At 45.6% G+C, this 19,407-nt stretch carries 16 protein-coding genes and 1 tRNA gene; 12 read left to right on the forward strand and 5 right to left on the reverse strand.

Annotated features, from left to right (window positions below; translation table 11 throughout):
- The first annotated feature begins 116 nt into the window (after positions 1 to 116).
- Complete coding sequence (locus PSM36_RS06625) at positions 117 to 1,004, forward strand: N-acetylmuramoyl-L-alanine amidase-like domain-containing protein (protein ID WP_076932106.1); 888 nt, start codon at positions 117 to 119, stop codon at positions 1,002 to 1,004.
- Positions 1,005 to 1,011: 7 nt separating this feature from the next.
- Here the strand turns inward: PSM36_RS06625 and PSM36_RS06630 are convergent, their stop codons facing one another.
- Positions 1,012 to 2,790, reverse strand: a complete 1,779-nt coding sequence (locus PSM36_RS06630) for a S41 family peptidase (protein ID WP_232001534.1) — start codon at positions 2,788 to 2,790, stop codon at positions 1,012 to 1,014.
- A gap of 277 nt (positions 2,791 to 3,067) precedes the next feature.
- On the opposite strand from PSM36_RS06630, the gene PSM36_RS06635 reads away from it, so the two are divergent.
- The 10 genes from PSM36_RS06635 (at position 3,068) to PSM36_RS06680 (ending at position 11,802) form a co-directional block, all read left to right on the forward strand.
- Positions 3,068 to 3,475, forward strand: a complete 408-nt coding sequence (locus PSM36_RS06635) for a VanZ family protein (RefSeq protein WP_154670976.1) — start codon at positions 3,068 to 3,070, stop codon at positions 3,473 to 3,475.
- Between the two features lie 309 nt (positions 3,476 to 3,784).
- Positions 3,785 to 4,384 carry a TlpA family protein disulfide reductase gene (locus tag PSM36_RS06640; RefSeq protein ID WP_076930016.1) on the forward strand — a complete coding sequence of 200 codons (600 nt, stop codon included), beginning with the start codon at positions 3,785 to 3,787 and terminating at the stop codon, positions 4,382 to 4,384.
- Between the two features lie 74 nt (positions 4,385 to 4,458).
- Complete coding sequence (locus PSM36_RS06645) at positions 4,459 to 4,926, forward strand: DUF4870 domain-containing protein (RefSeq protein ID WP_076930018.1); 468 nt, start codon at positions 4,459 to 4,461, stop codon at positions 4,924 to 4,926.
- A gap of 6 nt (positions 4,927 to 4,932) precedes the next feature.
- Positions 4,933 to 5,604, forward strand: coding sequence for a cell division ATP-binding protein FtsE (locus tag PSM36_RS06650; RefSeq protein ID WP_076930020.1), 672 nt, complete (start codon positions 4,933 to 4,935; stop codon positions 5,602 to 5,604).
- Between the two features lie 222 nt (positions 5,605 to 5,826).
- Positions 5,827 to 7,446, forward strand: a complete 1,620-nt coding sequence (locus PSM36_RS06655) for a CTP synthase (protein ID WP_076930022.1) — start codon at positions 5,827 to 5,829, stop codon at positions 7,444 to 7,446.
- Positions 7,447 to 7,455: 9 nt separating this feature from the next.
- Positions 7,456 to 9,429 carry a membrane protein insertase YidC gene (gene yidC / locus PSM36_RS06660; protein ID WP_076930024.1) on the forward strand — a complete coding sequence of 658 codons (1,974 nt, stop codon included), beginning with the start codon at positions 7,456 to 7,458 and terminating at the stop codon, positions 9,427 to 9,429.
- Positions 9,430 to 9,603: 174 nt separating this feature from the next.
- Positions 9,604 to 9,942 carry a hypothetical protein gene (locus PSM36_RS06665; protein WP_076930027.1) on the forward strand — a complete coding sequence of 113 codons (339 nt, stop codon included), beginning with the start codon at positions 9,604 to 9,606 and terminating at the stop codon, positions 9,940 to 9,942.
- Positions 9,943 to 10,005: 63 nt separating this feature from the next.
- The gene (locus tag PSM36_RS06670) at positions 10,006 to 10,686 is read left to right on the forward strand and encodes an OmpA family protein (RefSeq protein WP_076930029.1); all 681 of its coding nucleotides are present in this window, start codon (positions 10,006 to 10,008) and stop codon (positions 10,684 to 10,686) included.
- A gap of 292 nt (positions 10,687 to 10,978) precedes the next feature.
- A complete protein-coding gene (locus PSM36_RS06675; protein WP_076930030.1) occupies positions 10,979 to 11,452 on the forward strand; it encodes a GAF domain-containing protein in 474 nt (157 codons plus the stop codon).
- A 277-nt stretch (positions 11,453 to 11,729) separates the two neighbouring features.
- Positions 11,730 to 11,802 (forward strand) — tRNA-Gly (locus PSM36_RS06680).
- A gap of 273 nt (positions 11,803 to 12,075) precedes the next feature.
- Here PSM36_RS06680 and PSM36_RS06685 read toward each other — a convergent pair.
- Complete coding sequence (locus PSM36_RS06685; RefSeq protein ID WP_076929716.1) at positions 12,076 to 13,971, reverse strand: IS1634 family transposase; 1,896 nt, start codon at positions 13,969 to 13,971, stop codon at positions 12,076 to 12,078.
- Between the two features lie 122 nt (positions 13,972 to 14,093).
- Entirely contained in the window at positions 14,094 to 14,429 is a 336-nt protein-coding gene (locus tag PSM36_RS06690) for a hypothetical protein (protein ID WP_076930032.1), read from the reverse strand.
- Positions 14,430 to 14,656: 227 nt separating this feature from the next.
- Between PSM36_RS06690 and PSM36_RS06695 the strand changes: the two genes are divergently transcribed.
- Complete coding sequence (locus tag PSM36_RS06695; protein WP_076930034.1) at positions 14,657 to 15,826, forward strand: helix-turn-helix transcriptional regulator; 1,170 nt, start codon at positions 14,657 to 14,659, stop codon at positions 15,824 to 15,826.
- A gap of 16 nt (positions 15,827 to 15,842) precedes the next feature.
- Here PSM36_RS06695 and PSM36_RS06700 read toward each other — a convergent pair whose 3' ends face one another.
- The gene (locus PSM36_RS06700) at positions 15,843 to 18,386 is read right to left on the reverse strand and encodes a fimbrillin family protein (protein ID WP_076930037.1); all 2,544 of its coding nucleotides are present in this window, start codon (positions 18,384 to 18,386) and stop codon (positions 15,843 to 15,845) included.
- A gap of 19 nt (positions 18,387 to 18,405) precedes the next feature.
- Positions 18,406 to 19,383 (reverse strand): BACON domain-containing protein, encoded by a 978-nt coding sequence (locus PSM36_RS06705; RefSeq protein WP_076930040.1) that lies wholly within the window; start codon positions 19,381 to 19,383, stop codon positions 18,406 to 18,408.
- Between the last annotated feature and the right edge of the window lie 24 nt (positions 19,384 to 19,407).

A 19,407-nucleotide genomic window follows, 5' to 3' on the forward strand; every position in this document is an offset into this window, starting at 1 on the left:
TGAGATTGAATGAGATTGAATGAGATTGAATGAGATTGAATGAGATTGAATGAGATTGATGGGAGGTTGAATGAGATTGGTGGTTTTTGTAAAAAGTAACTAATATGCTGATAAGAATGAAGAGATTGATTGTTATCTTTTCTATGGCGGTAATTGCAGTGTCTTTTTCCTCCATGGTTATCGCTGAGATCTCCCCGGAAAGGGTATATACTCCGGAAGATCGGCAGATATTTGATCGTTATATCGGCTATATTGCTCCTTGGCGCTTAGCTCCTGCCGACAGCCTGCTGGAAAAGACGGCTCTCTTTTTTTTGAATGCTCCTTATGTATCCCATACACTGGAGATGCCCGGTGAAGAGAAATTGGTTGTTAACCTGCGTGAGTTTGACTGTACCACTTTTGTTGAATCGGTAGTTGCATTGGCTCGTACCGCTCGTTCGGATAATCCTGATTTTGATACCTTTCTCAGTGAATTGCAATATATCCGCTATCGGGATGGTAACCTTCGGGGATATGTTTCCCGACTTCATTATACCTCCGATTGGCTCTATGATAATGAGAAGAAAGGGGTGATGAAAAACATTTCCGCCGGATTAGGTGGTATCTGTGAGAAGAAGACGATTGATTTTATGACTTCCCATCGTGATGCATACAGGCAATTGAAGAATGACGATGTGATGCTCAAAGAGATGCAAGTGATGGAGAATCGGATTAATGAACGGGATGGTTTTTATTATTTGCCCAAGAGTTCCATATCCGGAAAAACCCCTATGATACCACATATGTCTATGGTTGCTTTTACTACCGGTATTAAAGGGTTGGATGTCACCCATATGGGTGTCGTCTTCCACAAGGGTGAAAAACTTACTTTTATACATGCCTCATCCACGCAGAAAAAAGTGGTGGTCGATCAAAAGAGTCTTAGTGATTATTGCGCCGCTCAATCTTCCTGTACCGGCATCATCGTTTTCCGCATTGCCCTCATTGACACTACTTCCCGATAGATCGGGATTAGCACATTAAAAATACCTTTCTATCATTCCATTGTTCCACCTTTTTACTTTCCCATGAATACTGATTTTCCGGTTTTTCCTTTATTTCTGTCGCAGGCGGTACCTTTGCCGGTAGCGGCCGAAGTACCGAGCGGTACATCTCCGGGTTCCGAAGTATCTCCACTGCCTTGTCATATACTTTGTCGTCCGACAATTGATGCAGAAGTACTCCCTTTTTATAATAGAAACGCTGCACAATCTCCGATTCGATCATACTGGTAATGTCCTCTTTAAAGAGTTCCAGGTCCCGATCCAGATTGGCATGCAATTTTGCCTCTAAGGCTGCGAATTCTTCTTTGGCTACATCCATATATCCTTCGAATTCCATCATGGCCTTTAGTTGTTGCAGTGAACGTTCGCTCAATTGGTCATATTCGAAATCCCGCTTCTTTACGAACTCCTTGAACGCTTCGTAATCACTCCCCGGAAGCCTGAACTGATGGGGTGGGGCAATCTCTTTGTGTTGTTGTGCCCACTCTGTTACATAGTCAAAGATGACATTATCTGCCATCAGGTAGTATGCGATTGTCCCCCCTGTAGGTTGCGGAATGATAATATCAGGCGTAATTCCACCGCCGTCGCGTACTTCACGTCCGTTACGGGTTTTAAATACATTTGTCAGCGAGTCGGGTACCCGCGCCACACTTCCGTCAGGGTTACGATGTGAGTAGTCCAGCGCCTGGATACAGCGTCCGCTGGGGATATAATATTTTGAGGTGGTAATCTTGATGTTTCCACCGTACGGCAGGTCACGGGGTGTTTGTACCAAGCCTTTTCCAAACGACCGGTTGCCTACGATCACTGCGCGGTCAAGATCCTGAAGCCCTCCCGCTACAATCTCCGAGGCAGATGCCGAGCCGGTATCGATCAGTACCACGATAGGGATGATCTCATCCAATGGCTGATTGCGTGTAAGGTAAGTTCTGTCCCATTGCTTTACCTTTCCCTTAGTCGACACTATTTCTTCTCCCTTCGGTACGAATAGATTTACTACATCCACTGCTTCGTCCAGAATACCTCCCCCGTTACCGCGCAGGTCCATAATCAACGAAGTCGCTCCCTTCACTTTCAAATCCTGTACAGTTTTCTTCACCCGGTCAGCACTTCTTGTCGTAAAGCTGCCAAAATGAAGATAACCGATTTTATCGTCTGTTACTCCCGAGTATGTAATGGGATCGACTTCAATCTTTTCTCGCACTATCTTCAATTTCCGGTCCTTTTTTTCTCCTGGTCGACGGATAGTCAATTCGAGTGAAGTACCCGGCGTTCCCTTCAATTTGTCGCTTACCTCTTTTACCGTCGATTTCCGCATGTCTTTGCCGTCAATTTCGAGGATGGCATCGCCTGCCTTCAGGCCTGCTTTATCAGCAGGAAGTCCCTCATAGGGTTCATTGATCACTACCTGCCCGTTATTATAAGATATGATCGCACCGATACCTGCATATTCGCCTGTCGTCATGAACTGAAGATCTTCCATATTCTCTTCCGCATAATACTCGGTATAGGGATCCAGGCGTGTTAACATGTTTCGGATACTGTTCTGTACTAAGTTGTTCACCTCAACACTATCCACATAAAACATATCCAGTTCACGCAGTACAGAGTTGAAGATGTCGATGTTCTTATTAATGTCGAAATAACGTTGGTTTCTGTTGTCAGCCGGTGCCGGTGCCTCTGCTTGTGCAAACGCATGTAACGTTATAAAAACCACCAGTATACCAAGAATAATTCTTCTCATATAATATAATTGATTCATTTTTTACTTCAAATTTCAAATTTCGAATTTCACAATTTCAGGATTTACCACTCAACCACCTTCCCACTTTAATCAAGTGGCAAAGGAACAAATTTTTGACGAAAATGAAATATAGTTTTAGTTATATGTTTATAAATCCCTGTTTCCATCAATGAATAAGACCATTTATTGTCGTTTATTTTTTTATATTTGATCTATTACAACAAAAACAGTTAGTTTATTGTTATGTTTGCAGTTTTTTACAGTTCAATTCTTATTTATGAAGGCTCTATTGCGTTATATGTTTCTGCCACTACTTATAGTAATATTGATTTTTATTGCTACCTGTCTCATTTCATCTTCCCAAATGCCCGGTTTACCGGAAGGATTTCCGTGGGATAAACTGGTGCACTTTGGAATGTTTTTTGTCCTTTCTGCTGTCTCATTGTTCGATTATTACAGGTTGTGCAAGGGAAATCCACCTACTTTACGATGGATTTTCTGGGGTTTTATCATTCCCGTCTTTTATGGTGGTGTTATAGAACTGTTGCAGAAATATTTCTTCGCATCGCGTAGTGCGGAATGGGCTGATTGGATTGCTGATATCCTCGGATCATTGGTGGCAACAGTGATAGTAATTATTTTCCTCAATAGACGACGATATTCGGAAAAAAATATATCTTTGTGAAGTTGAACATGTTTAAAAAAGTTATAGAAACTGTTTAAATTTTATTGCTATACTATTTTGAATCTATTTTGAAATAGATTTTTTATTTTTTTCTTGCAGATTTAGCGGGCTAAATCAAAAGGAAAAAGTGAAAAAGATGCGCAAAAGAGACCAAAATAGTAGCAAAGAAAAATAAACAGTACAATTATAAAAAATATTTCGGTAAAATTTAAACAGTTTCATAATATACGAAAGTATAAGTAAATTGTCTTGTTCTTGAACTTTAGTTCCAAATTCAAAGTCCTGAGTTCTTAATTAATAATGATCAATATGCATAAGATTTTTATACTCCATATTCTCCTCGCAGGAGCTTTGTTGATTTCTTGTACTGCCTCTTCCGAAAAAAGAGCTGCAGCATCCGGGACATCTGCCGACACTGTAGCTGTAGCAGAGGAAACCGTAAGTGATGGCGATCGCCAATTCCTGGTCAAAGTGGGCGATCAGGCTCCTGATTTTACTATGCAATTACCCGACGGCAATCAGGTTACTCTTTCCTCCCTGCGAGGAAAAGTAGTGATGTTGCAGTTTACTGCCAGTTGGTGTGGTGTGTGCCGTAAGGAGATGCCCCACATTGAGTCGCGTATCTGGCAGCGTCATAAGGATAATAAGGAATTTGCTTTGTATGGTATCGATCGTGAGGAACCGGTAGAGAAAATAGAGGAACTTATCAAGGCTACCGGGGTGACCTATCCCATCGGTATGGATCCTGAGGCCGATATTTTTGGCCTGTTTGCCGAAAAGAAGGCCGGCATCACCCGCAATGTCATTATTGACCGCGATGGAAAGATTGTGATGTTAACACGCCTGTTCGAAGAAGAGGAGTTTGAGCAGATGGTGGAGACTATCGACTCCCTATTGCGCAGTTCCTGATCCAAAATTCTTAGTTCTTACTTTTTAGCTTTTACTTTTTACCTTTTAATTTTCACTTTTAATTTGTTTATTGTATGAAATATGAAGATTTAAAAATTCTCGATGAGTTGCGGGAAAAAGGAAGTATTTCCGAGGAGGAATATCAACGCGAGAAAGAAAAAATTCTCAATGAACAGGAAAATACCTTTAGTAATGCTGGAAGGAAGCCATTATTCGGGCTTGAGGAAAACACCTATCTGATGCTTATGCATCTTACTCAATTTGCGGGAGCTATTGTTCCGTTGGCCGGTTTCATAATTCCTATTCTTATGTGGACTACTAATAAAGATAACAATCCCAATGTTGACAAGCATGGTAAGAACATTCTCAATTGCATGATCAGTTATGCCATTTATGCGGTTGTGCTCTGTATCACTGTGATAGGTATTCCTGTGGCTGTGGTATTAGGTGTACTTTATGCCGTTTTTGTCGTGATTGCTACTGTCAAAGCCAATAATGGAGAGTATTGGAAATATCCGTTTATAATTCAATTCATTAAATAAATTAGCATGGTGCAGGAACAACTTGTCAATTATTCCAATGTACAACTCAATCGTGAGGAAAATATCATCCTTCGCAATGTCAATCTTACTATCAATCGCGGCGATTTCCTCTATATCATCGGCAAGGTCGGTTCCGGAAAAAGCACCCTGATGAAAAGTATGTATGCCGAGCTTCCCATCGAAGAGGGGAGTGCCCGGGTATTCGATTATGAACTGGCCGGTATCAAACGCCGGCTGGTTCCTTTTCTTCGTAGGAAGATAGGAATTGTTTTTCAGGATTTTCAGTTGCTTATCGATCGTACCGTCGAGAAGAATCTCGAGTTTGTGCTGCGTGCTACCGGATGGAAAAACGGCCGTGAGATCAGGGACCGGATCAATGAGGTCCTGGTACAGGTCGGCATGCAGAATAAGACCTATAAGATGCCTCATGAACTATCGGGTGGGGAACAGCAAAGGGTGGTGATTGCCCGTGCCTTGCTTAATTCTCCTGCCCTCATACTGGCCGATGAACCGACAGGTAATCTCGATCCCGAAACCGGAAGCCAGATCGTCGCCCTCCTGCAGGAAATATCCAGCCGGGGTACTGCCGTGATCATGTCCACACACAACTACTCCATCGTGCAGGCCTTCCCCGGCAAGATCATGCGTTGCGAAAACGCATCCCTACTTGAAATGTAATTACCAATTACCAATTACCAATTACCAATTACCAATTACCAATTACCTCCCCAGTCTCCCGGTCTCCTTTTACACTATCGTGTGAAGCGCATTATCCTTTTATCGTGCGCGGCACACTATCATTTTCCCATATTATTCTCATTGGCATATTGGCACATTATTCTCATTTTTTTACTACCTTTGCAACTTCAAAAATTCATTCACGTTAAATAATTCACAATCGTGGCCGATACAAAGTATATTTTTGTTACAGGCGGTGTGGTTTCCTCTCTGGGAAAAGGAATCATTGCGGCATCACTTGGTAAATTATTACAGGCAAGAGGCTATAAAGTCACTATCCAGAAGTTCGATCCCTATATCAATGTCGATCCCGGAACTCTCAATCCCTATGAGCATGGCGAGTGTTATGTCACTGTGGACGGACATGAGGCCGACCTCGACCTGGGACACTACGAACGTTTTCTTAACATACAGACCGCAAAGGGAAATAATATTACTACCGGGCGTATCTATCAGAATGTGATCCAGAAAGAACGTCGTGGTGACTATCTCGGCAAGACGGTACAGGTAATTCCTCACATTACTGACGAGATCAAGCGCAATGTAAAATCTCTTGGAGTTAAGAGTAAGTTTGATTTTGTCATTACCGAAATAGGGGGGACAGTAGGAGATATCGAATCCACCCCATTCCTGGAGGCGGTACGTCAGCTTCGTTGGGAACTCGGACGTAACTGTTTCTGCCTCCATCTCACTTACGTGCCCTATATCGCTGCAGCAGGTGAAGTGAAGACCAAGCCTACACAACACTCCGTCAAGGAGTTGCAGTCGCTCGGTATTCAACCCGATATGCTGGTGCTCCGGACAGATCGTAATCTCAACAAGGATATTCTTGATAAGGTCGCCCTTTTTTGTAATGTGGAACAGGGTGCTGTGATGCAATCGGTTGATGTCTCCACTATCTATGAGGTTCCTGTCATGATGCAGAAGCAGGGCATGGATGAAGTGGTATTGCGTAAAATGAATATGCCTGTTGAAGGGAACGCCAATCTGGATGCCTGGAAAGCCTTCCTTCAGAAACGCAAGGATGCCAGGAAGGAGGTCTGTATTAAATTGGTAGGAAAATATGCCGAATTGCCGGATGCCTATAAATCGATCAATGAAGCGCTTTCCCAGGCGGCTATCTATAACGACAGGAAGCTAAAGCTGGATCTCTGCCATTCGGAAAAGATCACTGAAGAGAACGTTGAGGAAACACTGAAGGATGCCGATGGTATTGTTATCGCTCCCGGCTTCGGGCAACGGGGTATCGAGGGAAAATATCTGGCATTGGGTTACGCACGTAAAAATGACATCCCTACCTTCGGGATATGCCTTGGCATGCAATGTATGGTCATTGAGTATGCCCGTTCCATCCTGAATATTCCGGAGGCCAATTCTTCCGAATTCGATCCCAAGGCAGCCGACAAGGTCATCGACCTGATGGAAGAGCAGAAGCATATCACAAATATGGGGGCATCCATGCGCCTTGGGGCTTACGATTGTGTTATTAAAAAAGGATCGCTGGCATACAAAGCATATGGAAAAACCAAAGTGAGTGAACGCCATCGCCATCGTTATGAATTTAATAATTTATATAAAGACCGGTTTGAAGCCGGTGGTATGAAATGTACCGGTATCAATCCCGATTCTGAACTGGTGGAAGTGGTAGAGGTGCCTCATCTTCGCTGGTATCTCGGTACCCAGTTCCATCCCGAATATAATAGCACCGTTATTTCACCTAACCCGCTTTTCATGAGTTTTATGCAAGCTGCAGCGGAATTGCACGATGCAAGTAAAAAATAAAAACTGATAATGGATAAAAATACAGTCACAGGATTGCTGCTTATCACAGCCATCATCATAGCTTTTACTATTTATAACAGGCCTGATCGTGAGCAGATTGAGGCACAACAGCGCATGCGCGACTCCATTGCAATGGTGGAAATAGAACGTGCGCAACTCGAAGCTCTACAAAAAGCCGGTGGAGAGACTGACTCGACCCTGCCTGGTGCAGGAAGTAATGCTGTCGCCGATTTTTTCAATGCAGGTGCACCTTCATCACCCACCGATACTACTGCCCTGTCTTTAGCGACAGAAGCGGTCGTTCCATCTTCGGTCCAGGAGGAAACTATCGTCCTGGAGAACGAAAAAGTACGTATTCTCCTCAGTACCCGTGGTGGTTCTATCCGGTCCGTACAATTGAAGGAGTACCTCCATCATACGGGAGAAAATCTCTTATTGTTCGATGGCCCTGACGAAGCGCGCTTTAATCTCAACCTGTTTAATCGTAACAGTGTTCATCTCTCTACTGAAGATCAGGTTTTTACTCCTGTCTCAGGTAGTGATGCCCATTCTGTCACTATGCGCCTGCAACAAAGTCCCGGCCAATATATCGATTTTGTATATACACTCCCGGCTGATGAATACATGATGGATTTCGAGGTACGGCTGGCCGGTATGAAAAATGGACTTCACCCGGAAAGTCTCACCAATTTCCGCATGAATTGGGCGCAGAAAATCCGTCAACAAGAAAAGGGTCGTATGTTCGAGAACCGTTTTACCCGCATTCATTATAAATATGATAAGCAGGATGTGCAGAAAATGAGTGAGTCCAAGAATGATCATAAGGAACTCTCCGAACCGCTCAAATGGTTCTCTTTCAAAGATCAGTATTTTACCTCCATCATCATCGGCAGGCAGCCCTTCAGTAACACCATACTCAATTCTGAAGTGCTTAACGACCCTGATTATACGAAACAGTATAAGGCCGAAGGGTGGATCCCTGCGGTGATTAGTCCTGACAGCGACCTGATTACTGCCGGTTTCAACTATTATTTCGGTCCGGTACATTACAATACGCTTAAAGCTTACGATAAGGATGTCGCCAACAGTGTCGATAAGTTGCAGCTCGAAGAGAACGTATACCTTGGTTACCGCTGGTTGAGTTGGGTTAACAAATGGTTTGTGATCCCGGTCTTCAACTTCTTCCTCTCCCTCAACTGGGGAATGGGCCTTATTATCCTCATCCTTACTCTGATGGTGAAGTTGATCACCCTGCCGCTTACTTATAAATCGTTTATGTCATCGGCAAAAATGAGGGTATTACGTCCGCAGATACAGGAGTTTGAAAAGAAATATCCCGGTAATGACCAGGAGATGATGATGAAGCGGCAACAGGCTACTATGGAGCTTTATAACAAAGCAGGAGTTAATCCTATGAGCGGTTGTTTACCCATGTTGATACAAATGCCTGTATTGCTGGCTCTCTTCTTTTTCTTCCCGGCTGCTATCGAATTGCGTCAGCAGGGTTTCCTTTGGGCGGATGACCTGTCCACCTACGACTCCCTTATATCATGGAGTGGCAATATTCCACTGATCACCCGTTTCCTAGGTAACCATATCAGTATATTCTGTTTGCTGATGACGGTAGTCAACGTCTTCTACACCAAGTATAACATGTCGATGACCGATACCGGTTCGCAGGCGATGCCGGGTATGAAGTATATGCCAATCTTTATGTCGGTATTCATGTTCTTCTTCCTTAACTCTTATCCGGCCGGATTGAACTATTATTATTTCCTTTCCACGCTGATCACGATTGGGCTTACTCTTATCATGAAGCAAGTGATCGACGAAAATAAGATCCTGGCACAGTTAGAAGCAAATAAGAAGAAACCCAAAAAGAAATCGGGTTTTATGGCGCGACTGGAAGAGGCTCAAAAGATGCAGGAGAAGATGGCTCGTGAGCAAGCCAAGGAGAATGCTAAACGCAATGCCCGCCGTTAAATAAGAAATCTCCGGATAATGTTTCCTACTGTTGTCCGGGGATTTTTTCTGTTCCTTGTAGAGAAAAACCACATATACATTGAAAGAGGAATTTTTAACAATTTGTTGAACTTATTTTTCTCATCTTTGTTCTTAAATAAGTAAAGCGACGTTTACTTTAAAATACATATTCACATGAGTCAAGAAGGTAAAGTACTTGAGTATGACGAGGACGATTCTCTGCGTTTTATACGGGAGAACCTGCCGGAAGAGATGCAGGACGAGTTCTCGGATGACGAGATCAATTACATTGTAGATCTTATTTATGACTTCTACGAAGAAAAGGGATATCTCGATGAGAATGACGACGATGATTCCGAAGTCGAAATCAATGAGGATGAACTACTGGAATATATCGGCCGGAATGCCCGGAAAAACAAAGAGATATTGGGACGAGATTACACTGACGAACAGATCGAAGCCATCGTGGCGGGAGAGTTAGCTTATTGCGATACACTCAATTTGTTCGATTGACCAAATAAACGTTTAAGATTTAAAGATTTAAAATTCAAAGATTTAATTAAAAAACAACGAACTATGAAACAATTTTCAAAATTATTTGCCATCGCCCTCTTGGGAGGCGCATTGGTGTTATCGGGTTGTGGAGCAAGCAATACGGTGAAAGGCGGAGGTCTCGGCGCAGGTGCCGGTGCAGCTGTCGGAGCCGGAGTTGGAGCCATTGCCGGAGGAGGTAAGGGTGCTGCCTGGGGTGCCGGTATAGGGGCTGTGCTGGGAGGTACTGCCGGAGCTATTATTGGTAACAAGATGGATAAGCAGGCTGCCGAACTTGAGCAGATCGAAGGAGCCCAGGTAGAGAAAGTCAATGAGGGGGAAGCTATCAAAGTTACTTTTGAATCAGGTATCCTTTTTGCCACCAATTCAAGCACCCTGAATACTGCTTCACGTGCCTCACTCGATAAGTTTGCCACTTCACTCCAAAACAACCCTGATACCGATGTGAAAATATATGGCCATACCGACAGTACAGGTAGTGACGCTATCAACAATCCGTTGTCACAACGTCGTGCCGAATCGGTATATAATTATCTCGTATCTAAAGGGGTTTCCGGTGCACGTATGGCATCTGAAGGATTCGGTTCCACACAGCCTGTGGCCGACAACAATACGGTGGACGGTCGCGCGCAAAATCGCCGTGTGGAAGTGTATATTCTTCCTAATGCCAAGATGATCCGCGAAGCACAGGAACAGGCACGATAAGTTTTATTGTGTAGTTTAGAAACTGTTTTGAATTTTACGAGTAATTATTTTACACTTATTTTTTCACTCTTTCATCTTGTTTTTTGCCCTTTTTTGCGCCTTCGAATTTTCATTTCTTTCAAGTAGCCCGCTACATTTCAATAAATGAAAATCCAAATCCATCAAAAAATTACTAAAAAACAATTGATGAAAAAATTCAAAACAGTTTCTTAAATTTTTTTCTAAGTATACGTTTTTGAATCGCGTTGCCTACCTGGCAGCGCGATTTTTTCACAGGGATAGAATAGAGGTTATGGCAGAAGATTTACACATCCCGCACGGGGTATCCAAAGAGGAAGTATATAAAGCGTTATACCCCCAGTTGCAGGCATTGACAGATGGAGAATCCGACCTTATTGCCAATATGGCTAATATCACCTCCGCACTCAAGGAAGCCTTTGGCTTCTTCTGGGTTGGTTTTTACCGTGTAGTGGATGATAAATTGGTTCTCGGCCCTTTCCAGGGACCTCCGGCGTGTACCCGTATCATGTATGGTAAAGGAGTTTGTGGCACTGCCTGGAAAGAGGGGCGTACCCTTATTGTCCCCGATGTCGATAAGTTCCCCGGCCATATTGCTTGTAGCAGTTTGTCCCGTTCAGAGATCGTCATTCCTGTAAAGAAAGGTGATTCTGTTACAGCAGTATTGGATGTGGACAGTGACCGGCCCGATCATTTCGACGAAATCGATGCCTTCTATCTGGAAAAAATATGTAGTCTATTTGGTTAATTTTCCCCTCTGATATTTTGTAGAGACGAAACAAAAAGGTATCTTTGCACAGCAATTGCGAAAGTAGCTCAGTTGGTAGAGCATAACCTTGCCCCAAATAAGGAAATGGAAACTAACCTTGGCAAGGGAACCGGAAAAGAGATTCTGGAGAAAATTTTAAACATTATTGCGAAAGTAGCTCAGTTGGTAGAGCATAACCTTGCCCCAAAAGGAAATGGAGACTAACCTTGGCAAGGGAACCGGAAAAGAGATTCTGGAGAAAATTTTAAACATTATTGCGAAAGTAGCTCAGTTGGTAGAGCATAACCTTGCCAAGGTTAGGGTCGCGGGTTCGAGTCCCGTCTTTCGCTCACTTCTTTTTTAACTCCTTCAATAGGTCCCGTAGAATTTTTTGGTCATTATTTAGTATTTCCTTGTGAAGTTTGCCACATGGTGATAATTAATTTGTTTCTATGTGAAATAATAAAGATAATTCCCATTTCTTGGCGGGTGTTAAATATCGGATTAACCGCTTCATGGAAAAAATGGTGACAATTAGTTCGCTGATGACAAATCAGAATAAATTCACGAAATTTTTAGCCCAACTTTCACTTACATTTCCACGCAATCCTGTCCAGAATGAGTCAGGACGATCCCCTTGGCGGTGACTGTGACCTACATATTTTTATTTTCTTGAACGGCGCCTGTTTCATCTTTAGGATGGAGTATATCCTCTCCGCTTGCTTTGTCGGCCGACTGCATTGTCTCAGTTCCACCTTCTCACCCAGGGCATTGACGGCTTCTGTAGTCACCAATTTCTGCGTAGACATGCGGCGAACAATCTCTGTCCAATAAGCGTTTTCTCCCGATTGCTTGAGTTGAAAGCGTATCGTATTGACAATCCAATAAGAAAGTAGTCCGAAGAATAAATGCGCATCACTGCGTTCATCCTTTTGATGATAGATGGGTCGTAGATTGAGATCCGTTTTTAGCTGCCGGTTGGTGCATTCTATCTCACGAATCAAATTATAATACTCCCAGGTCGTCTGTTCGCCAAAAGTCCGTACGTTGGTTCTCAGGAAATAGACTCCCGTGTTTTTGTCTATTGCGGTAATATCCTTGATCGTCCAGTTTACTTTTTGCATTTCAGCTGGTTTCCTCTCATTGCACAGGTACGTTATTTGATAATGTCGCGCGATGGAGGGATAACGCTCAATGGCTCTGCCGACTCGTTCAACTACTTTTTCGTAACGTTTGGTACCTCCTTTCCTTGTAATGGCCTCGTTGATTTTCTCCATCTCACCTTCAAAGCGTTCTTTCCATTGACGGTTCATGGAGGCTTCCGTCATTGCTTTTGAGGGAGAGGTGATCTCCAGATAATAATCCTCTTCAGGCCGGGTCTGCACTTCCCGCAAGGTAATCTCCTGTTTTCTGGTGTCATGTACGGTTACCGTCCGGTGATCCTTCGAGAGGCTGTAGTCTTTTAACCGTGTGCGGGATACGCAAAGATAATTGTATCCTTTTTCTTTTATGCCTTGCAGGTTCTCTTCGGTGGAGATGCCTGCATCGATTACAACCAAGGTCTTTTTACTGGTGACGGAGGTTTTGACAGCCAACTTGTCAATCATACCGGGAAGTGATTTGGGGTCTGAGGTATTGCCTGCAAGAATAGAGGAATAACGGATAAATCCCTCCCTGTTTATGCACAAGGCCAATACCAGTAATCGACAGTCGTTGCGCTTCTCCTTGCTGCGTCCGAAACGCGCTTTGCGACTTCCTGCTTTACGGCCTTCAAAATAGAAGTTGGTCAGGTCAAAAAGCACGATACGATTATCTATATTGAACAGGTTATCCGTCCTTTGGCAAAGATGTCGTTCCAATTTATCTTTGATCCCATAAAGACGATCCGGCATTTGGTAGAGTGCATTGATGCCCGGAGTCCAATCCGGAGTACCTGAATAAAGTTCGCAAGCAGCGGAATTCTCCTTCATGACACGGTGTGTAGCCCATTCCGATGGACTATAAACGGTTCGGACAATCAGATGGGAGAGAGCGGCATGAATGGCGTTTTCATTCCAGCCCTGGCCTCTTAGAAAATCTTCCAGCCCCAGGCGGTCAATGGTTTGTTTGCAAAGCCATTCCGCGCCGATGTTACGGGCATCGGTATGTTCTACTGTATCCAAATCTATATACCTTTCGGACTCTTCTTTGGATTGGTTCTCTTTTTGGTTGAACCGGTCGATCCCTCCTTCGGCAAGCATGCGTTGCCAGTATCGTTCGGCAAAGAGGCGCTCTTCGTGAGAAAGTCCATCCTTATTTTCCGGGAAAAGAGATCCATGATGCCGGTGTTGAAAACGCATAGTCAAGGCACGTGCAATACGTTTGACCTGGAGAGGCTTCAGGCATGGTTCAAAACCGATATTCAGTACAATCAGGGAATGCACATGTCCGCGCACATCTCGATAAGACTCCTTCAGTCGATAGTAAGGAGCTTCCTGTCCCGTGGCGGAATTGAAACGTAGTTGTACATTCACGTGCATGAGACAAAAATACAACAAGACTTGCATTCAAAAGTGTCCTACAATCCGGATTTGACATACTTCCGAAAAATACGATCGCTGAATATCAAATGGCTATCACATCAAAGGAGCATAAAACAGGCTCATTTTTTATCAAAAATAATTTTGAGGGTGAAAGTTGGGTTAGGCGATGTATGCTGGTAATACAATGTGACATCCACCGTGTTGATGGCCTTTCCCATCCCGGGGATATTGAGCAGGTTTACTCCGGCATTGATCGAGTGCTTGTCATTCCATTCGATGGTGCCCATGGGGTTGAGCCAGATACCGTTCATGGTTTCGGAATCCAAAAAGGAAGAGTTTTCGTATTCCGTGTTGTCAAAAAAATAGTCCAGCCCCACTTTCCAGTAGTATTCTTGAGCCTGTAAGGTAGAGGCTATCAGCGCGACAAACGTGAATAAGCATATTTTTTTTTGCATTGGGGGTGTCTTTTCGCGTATTCAACAGGTAAAGATAGGAAGAATGTCCGATTGTCCCAAAAAATGAGTATTTTTGTTCATTGCAGTCTTCTTGGGTTTTGAATACAAAGCTACGATTATTAGTACGTCGGGCAAACCACAATTTGCCTGCATGCTTCTGTTGAAAGCTTTATCGGACAAGAGTGAATTAGAATATTCAATTTTTTAAAAATACACTATCATAGAAAATGACACACTATTTTTTTACCGTGATGCCCCTGTTCGTAGTTTTCTTTTGGTTGATCCTCTTTTTGCTGGACATTAAAAAAAACGGTGTTGCAAAACGGTTTCTCACACTTTTTTTAGGAGTCGCTTTGGTAAATTATCTTGCCCACTGGTTTTATTTCAACAACAACTATTCGGTTTATCGGTTGCTCGACAGCGTATGGGTGTTTACCTCCCTGGCGGTTTATCCGTTGTATTACTACTATATTCGTCTGTTGACCGTGGATTTGAAGCTCGACTGGAAATGGGGATGGATATTGGTCCCTGCAATTCTGCTCTCCTTCTTTTCCGCTGTGCTCTACCTGCTAATGAGCCCGGCTGAGCTAGATGTGTTCACACATGAGGTGCTGTATCATAACCGGGAGTACCGGGCCGGTTACCCATTGCTTGTCCGTCTCCAAGCAATGAGGCTCGTCCTGTTCAAGGTGATTTTTGCCATGGAAGTTTTGCTGACCCTCTATTTCGGGCTTCGTCTGATCAGACTTTTCAACGAGAAAGTACACGCTTTCTATTCAAACGTGGAAAACAGGGAGATCTCCAAAATCAGGACGTTGTTGTTTTTTCTGGTTTTGACAGCCCTGATTTCTTTGGTATCCAATTTGGTGGGGAAACATTTTTTTTCAGATCATCCCTCGCTTCTGGCTCTTCCCTCCCTTGCTCACTCGATGGCTCTTTTCGGTATCAGCTATGTGGGTTACCGGCAACATTTTTCTATCCGTGACCTGTGTAAGGATCAGCAGGACGGGGAGTGCTGTTGTAGCGTTGAGTCGGAGAGTGAGGCAATGACAGGGATGGAATATGACCTGCTCTTCTCGAAGCTGGAAACCCTTTTCGAGGAGAATCAGATCTTTAAAAACCCCGAACTGCGGTTGAACGATGTGGCCCAGGAGTTGGGAACCAACCGCACTTACCTGTCTAGGCTGATCCGCCACAGGCGGGACACTACCTTTTGCGATTTTGTGAACGATTACCGGGTTCGCTACGCCGAGGCGGTGCTCTCTTCACCGGAGCACTTCCGCCTGACTATCGATGAGGTTGCTTTCAACTCCGGTTTTTCCGGGAGCAGCTCCTTCTACCGCGCTTTTGTCAAGAAGAACGGAATCCCACCCGGCAAATTCAGGAAACAGGTTTAGGGGTGCGAAAGCAACATTAATCGGCCGGGAGCTTATTTCCCCGAAAGGTGAAATACCTGAGTCCATAGTAGTCCGTGCTGTTTACCGGCATATCCCCGAAATTTCCGCTGCCAATAGTTCCATTAGCCGGAAGGATGCCATAATATCCTCCGGGCTCGGGCGTGAAGGGAAAGGTATGTTCAAATAGCTCGAAATCATCGTACACAACCCTGTTGTCCTCCCGTCGCGACATGCCCGATCCAATGTAACTTCGTCCGAAATCAACCTCCATGATCCTTTCTGTGGGTTTGAAGCCATACGGCATCCCGCTTTCCAAATAGCCGTATGGTACACCGCTGTATAGGATGGCACCGATCTGCACCGGCTGCAACAGGTGGCGCATCACCTTGAACTTGCAATGAACCTGTGTGCTGTCGGCCGACAAGTTGACATCACTGGCATAGAGATCGCACAGGGGAGAGAAGTACCGCTCCCAGATGGGATCTCCTTCCAGTGTCAGTTCATCGGTCTCGTAGTTGAAGACTCCTCCCAGCGTGGTGAGCGATCCCTTGATCTTGCTCTCAGTGTTGAGTGACATCTTCTGGGTCTGTTCAAAGACGTCCCAGTAGTATCCCATCTTTATCCGCGCATCGGCACTGCAAAGTGCTTCCATCACGCCCCATACCTTGATGCCCGCATCTACCCTTACGCCTGCCGTGGTGTGCACATTAGCCGACAGCTCACCCCCTGTGAAGGAGAGGCCATTCTCGCTGAATTTGGATGCCCGGGTGCTGCTGCGGGTTCTGAATCCCTCGTTGCTGTTGTAGGAGAATCCGAGATCCATCGCGGCACTGTAGCTCATACCTGCCCTGATCTCTACTTCTCCCCCCACACCGGCAACACCGTAAAAATGGATCACCGGTACAATGGTGAGCGGCGGCACGGGGATGGGGGCGAAATAGGCGGTTAGCAGGTGAAACGATTTGTCCACCGCATCGGCCTCCACCTGGATGCTCATATCGGCTGAAAGCTGGATGTCGGGGGATATGCTGGCATGGAAATAGTGCAGTTTCTTGTCGAAGATGCCCACCAGCAGCCGCATGCTGAGATCCATGCTGGCCGATACCTCAATTTCGGAGTTGTCGCCAGGCTCCAGCGTAAAGCTCATGTTGCCGGAGGAATAGTTGTAGTTTTTTCTTCCACTGGCCCTTGTTGCAGGCATAGAAAGTTCAATTTGTGAACCGTTCCGGGTGAAGCTCACCGCTTCCCCGTCGGGCGTTTCCACCCGGCTGAGATAGGCCCCTAGTTCCAACTCAACACCACCCTCTTCGTTGAGGGAGCCATCCTCGTTCCAGATCGGTTCTCCCAGCGATAGCTCCTCAAATACCTCGGTGATATCTGCCACCGGTTCAGCCACCACGGCGATGTATTCGCTTTCCGGGTTGCCCACCGAGACGATTCTGCCGATATATCCTTCCGGGAACAATTTGGAGGGAGTATTGAAAAGCAATACCTCACCCATCCTGGGCTCAAATTCTTTTTTCACCGTCATAAAGAGGGTATGGGTCTCGAACTTCACCTCACCAACCCACTTGTCGTAGCTCGCCAGTCGGGCATCCACGATGTAATCCATCCTGTCAGCATCGACCAGGGTAGCATCCTCCTGCAGTTTATATTCCGCCTCGTCCGATGCGGTGACTGTCTCGCCCACCGGGTAGACCCTGCTGCGTTCAATCTTTTTTCCAGATGTCGTACCGATCGTCTTTATCACTTCCCTGCCGTCATCCATCACGAATTTCACCTCAAACCCTTTGGTATAATCGCGGGGAGGGATAAAGAGATAGAAATGGTGTAGGGTGCCATCGAGCTCTAGCCCTTCACCACAGTCTACGGTAAGGATGAGTGCCGGGCCGCTGCCGCTCTCCGGGAAGCGTGCTTCCGGGAGATCCTCGTTCCAGGCCACCGTGAAAGAACCACTAACCGGTCTCCCCGAGAGATCCCGGAAATGTACCTTGCGCAGACGGTCACCCTCAGTACCGCTGTAACCCACCTTGAGCAGCGCAAAGAGGTTGCGGAAGCCGATGCCCGACGCACTGCCCTTGCCGGCCATGAAGTTGGCCGGCCCGTAGGGTTGCGACACCCGCTCCTTGAGGGTATAAGGCTGTATGGCCGGGAAGGTGAGCGTCAACTCGCTGTTGTTGCCAATAGAAGTTCCCTCCCGATAGGGGTAATAGGCCGTCACCTCGCCCGTGGGCATGCTGTCTTCCGTCCTGAACCGGGCTTTTTTACCGTTTTCCAGGATGTCATCCACACCGGCAGTGAAGAGCAGGTTGCTTCCCCCTCTCTTGCCGAAGACGCCGATCCGGTCGTTCACCTCCCAACGGACTTCTGCCTTGATGCCGGGTTGATCAATCACTGCGGTTCGGGTCGTTTCTTCACCGTCAATGATGGTAGCTGTCAATACGTTGTCGCCGGGAGCTGCTCCCTGTTCAAAAGGCTCGTTGGTACATCCCAGTAGTGCGAGGCCAATCACCAGCAGGGATGATTTTATCAGGTTGTTTGTTTTATCTGTTCTCTTCATGATGCGGTGCTGTTTGTGGTTAATCCCATCCCGTGGGGTCATTGTAATCGTAATCATCATTGTCGGAAGCCTCTTCCGCCTCTTCTTCGTATACCCATAGTTTTCGAGTCAGCGTGCTGGCATAGACAATGATCTCCTGCTCCGGTCTCATCTGGGTGCTGTTGTTGGGCGTTGAGGTGATGGTGAACTGCGTATCGTTGATCTTATTCACCTGCAACCACTCTCCAACATATCCCAGGGTGAACTCGGTCACGTTGGTCATCACCGTGACCACGATGGTGCCGCCGTATGAAGGGAGGGGTATGTTGGTGTTCCCATGAGAGGAGAAGAGGTCGAGCTCCGGCAAAGGATCCTGGTAAACCGTGATGGAGGCTAGCGAGTCGCCCTCATTCCCATAGAGGGTGACCAAGGCTTGTCGGGGAATGTTGCCCGTCCAACTTTCATCAACGGTGATGTTAATGCCTTCGTCCGAAATTTTTTCAAGCTGGCACCAGGACTGATCAGAACGATAGCTCCAGCCGGTTACGTTGGTTTCAATCCCAATTCCGTTATTACCCCCCTGATAATTCATGATCACCTTATCGGTAACCGGTTTGATGAAAGCTTTCGCCGGTTCAACGGCCGCAGCCTGCGTCACCTCGATGGTCACCTTTTTGGCGGTTCCCTCCGCTGTGACGGTCACTATTGCTTTCACCGGAGGTGTGAAGGCTTTGTTCTCGGCTGCAGTTACCGTGAAGTGGGAGGTCTCCTTGCTGACCGTGCACCAGTTTTTACTGGATGTGACGCTCCAGCTTTTAGCATTTGTGGCGACTGTGATCTCTTTGCTTCCTCCTTCGGCTGCGAAGTGGATGGGTGAAGCGGATACCTCCAGGGTGGTTGTCTTGCTCCCACCTCCGTTACCGTTTTCACCGTTGACGGGGATCTCATCCTTGCCACAGCCCAGCAATAAAAGTAAAATCAGGGTCGTGATGAAGAGTGTAAAAGTTGGTGTATGCATAATATTTTCAGGGTGTTTATGTTT

Origin of the sequence: Proteiniphilum saccharofermentans (assembly GCF_900095135.1) — a bacterium.
Classification (GTDB): Bacteria; Bacteroidota; Bacteroidia; order Bacteroidales; family Dysgonomonadaceae; genus Proteiniphilum; species Proteiniphilum saccharofermentans.

Coding starts and splice junctions, on each gene's coding strand:
- PSM36_RS06625 (WP_076932106.1), top strand. CDS start 117: ATGAAGAGATTGATTGTTATCTTTTCTATGGCGGTAATTGCAGTGTCT.
- PSM36_RS06630 (WP_232001534.1), bottom strand. CDS start 2,790: ATGAGAAGAATTATTCTTGGTATACTGGTGGTTTTTATAACGTTACAT.
- PSM36_RS06635 (WP_154670976.1), top strand. CDS start 3,068: ATGAAGGCTCTATTGCGTTATATGTTTCTGCCACTACTTATAGTAATA.
- PSM36_RS06640 (WP_076930016.1), top strand. CDS start 3,785: ATGCATAAGATTTTTATACTCCATATTCTCCTCGCAGGAGCTTTGTTG.
- PSM36_RS06645 (WP_076930018.1), top strand. CDS start 4,459: ATGAAATATGAAGATTTAAAAATTCTCGATGAGTTGCGGGAAAAAGGA.
- PSM36_RS06650 (WP_076930020.1), top strand. CDS start 4,933: ATGGTGCAGGAACAACTTGTCAATTATTCCAATGTACAACTCAATCGT.
- yidC (WP_076930024.1), top strand. CDS start 7,456: ATGGATAAAAATACAGTCACAGGATTGCTGCTTATCACAGCCATCATC.
- PSM36_RS06665 (WP_076930027.1), top strand. CDS start 9,604: ATGAGTCAAGAAGGTAAAGTACTTGAGTATGACGAGGACGATTCTCTG.
- PSM36_RS06670 (WP_076930029.1), top strand. CDS start 10,006: ATGAAACAATTTTCAAAATTATTTGCCATCGCCCTCTTGGGAGGCGCA.
- PSM36_RS06675 (WP_076930030.1), top strand. CDS start 10,979: ATGGCAGAAGATTTACACATCCCGCACGGGGTATCCAAAGAGGAAGTA.
- PSM36_RS06685 (WP_076929716.1), bottom strand. CDS start 13,971: ATGCACGTGAATGTACAACTACGTTTCAATTCCGCCACGGGACAGGAA.
- PSM36_RS06690 (WP_076930032.1), bottom strand. CDS start 14,429: ATGCAAAAAAAAATATGCTTATTCACGTTTGTCGCGCTGATAGCCTCT.
- PSM36_RS06695 (WP_076930034.1), top strand. CDS start 14,657: ATGACACACTATTTTTTTACCGTGATGCCCCTGTTCGTAGTTTTCTTT.
- PSM36_RS06700 (WP_076930037.1), bottom strand. CDS start 18,386: ATGAAGAGAACAGATAAAACAAACAACCTGATAAAATCATCCCTGCTG.
- PSM36_RS06705 (WP_076930040.1), bottom strand. CDS start 19,383: ATGCATACACCAACTTTTACACTCTTCATCACGACCCTGATTTTACTT.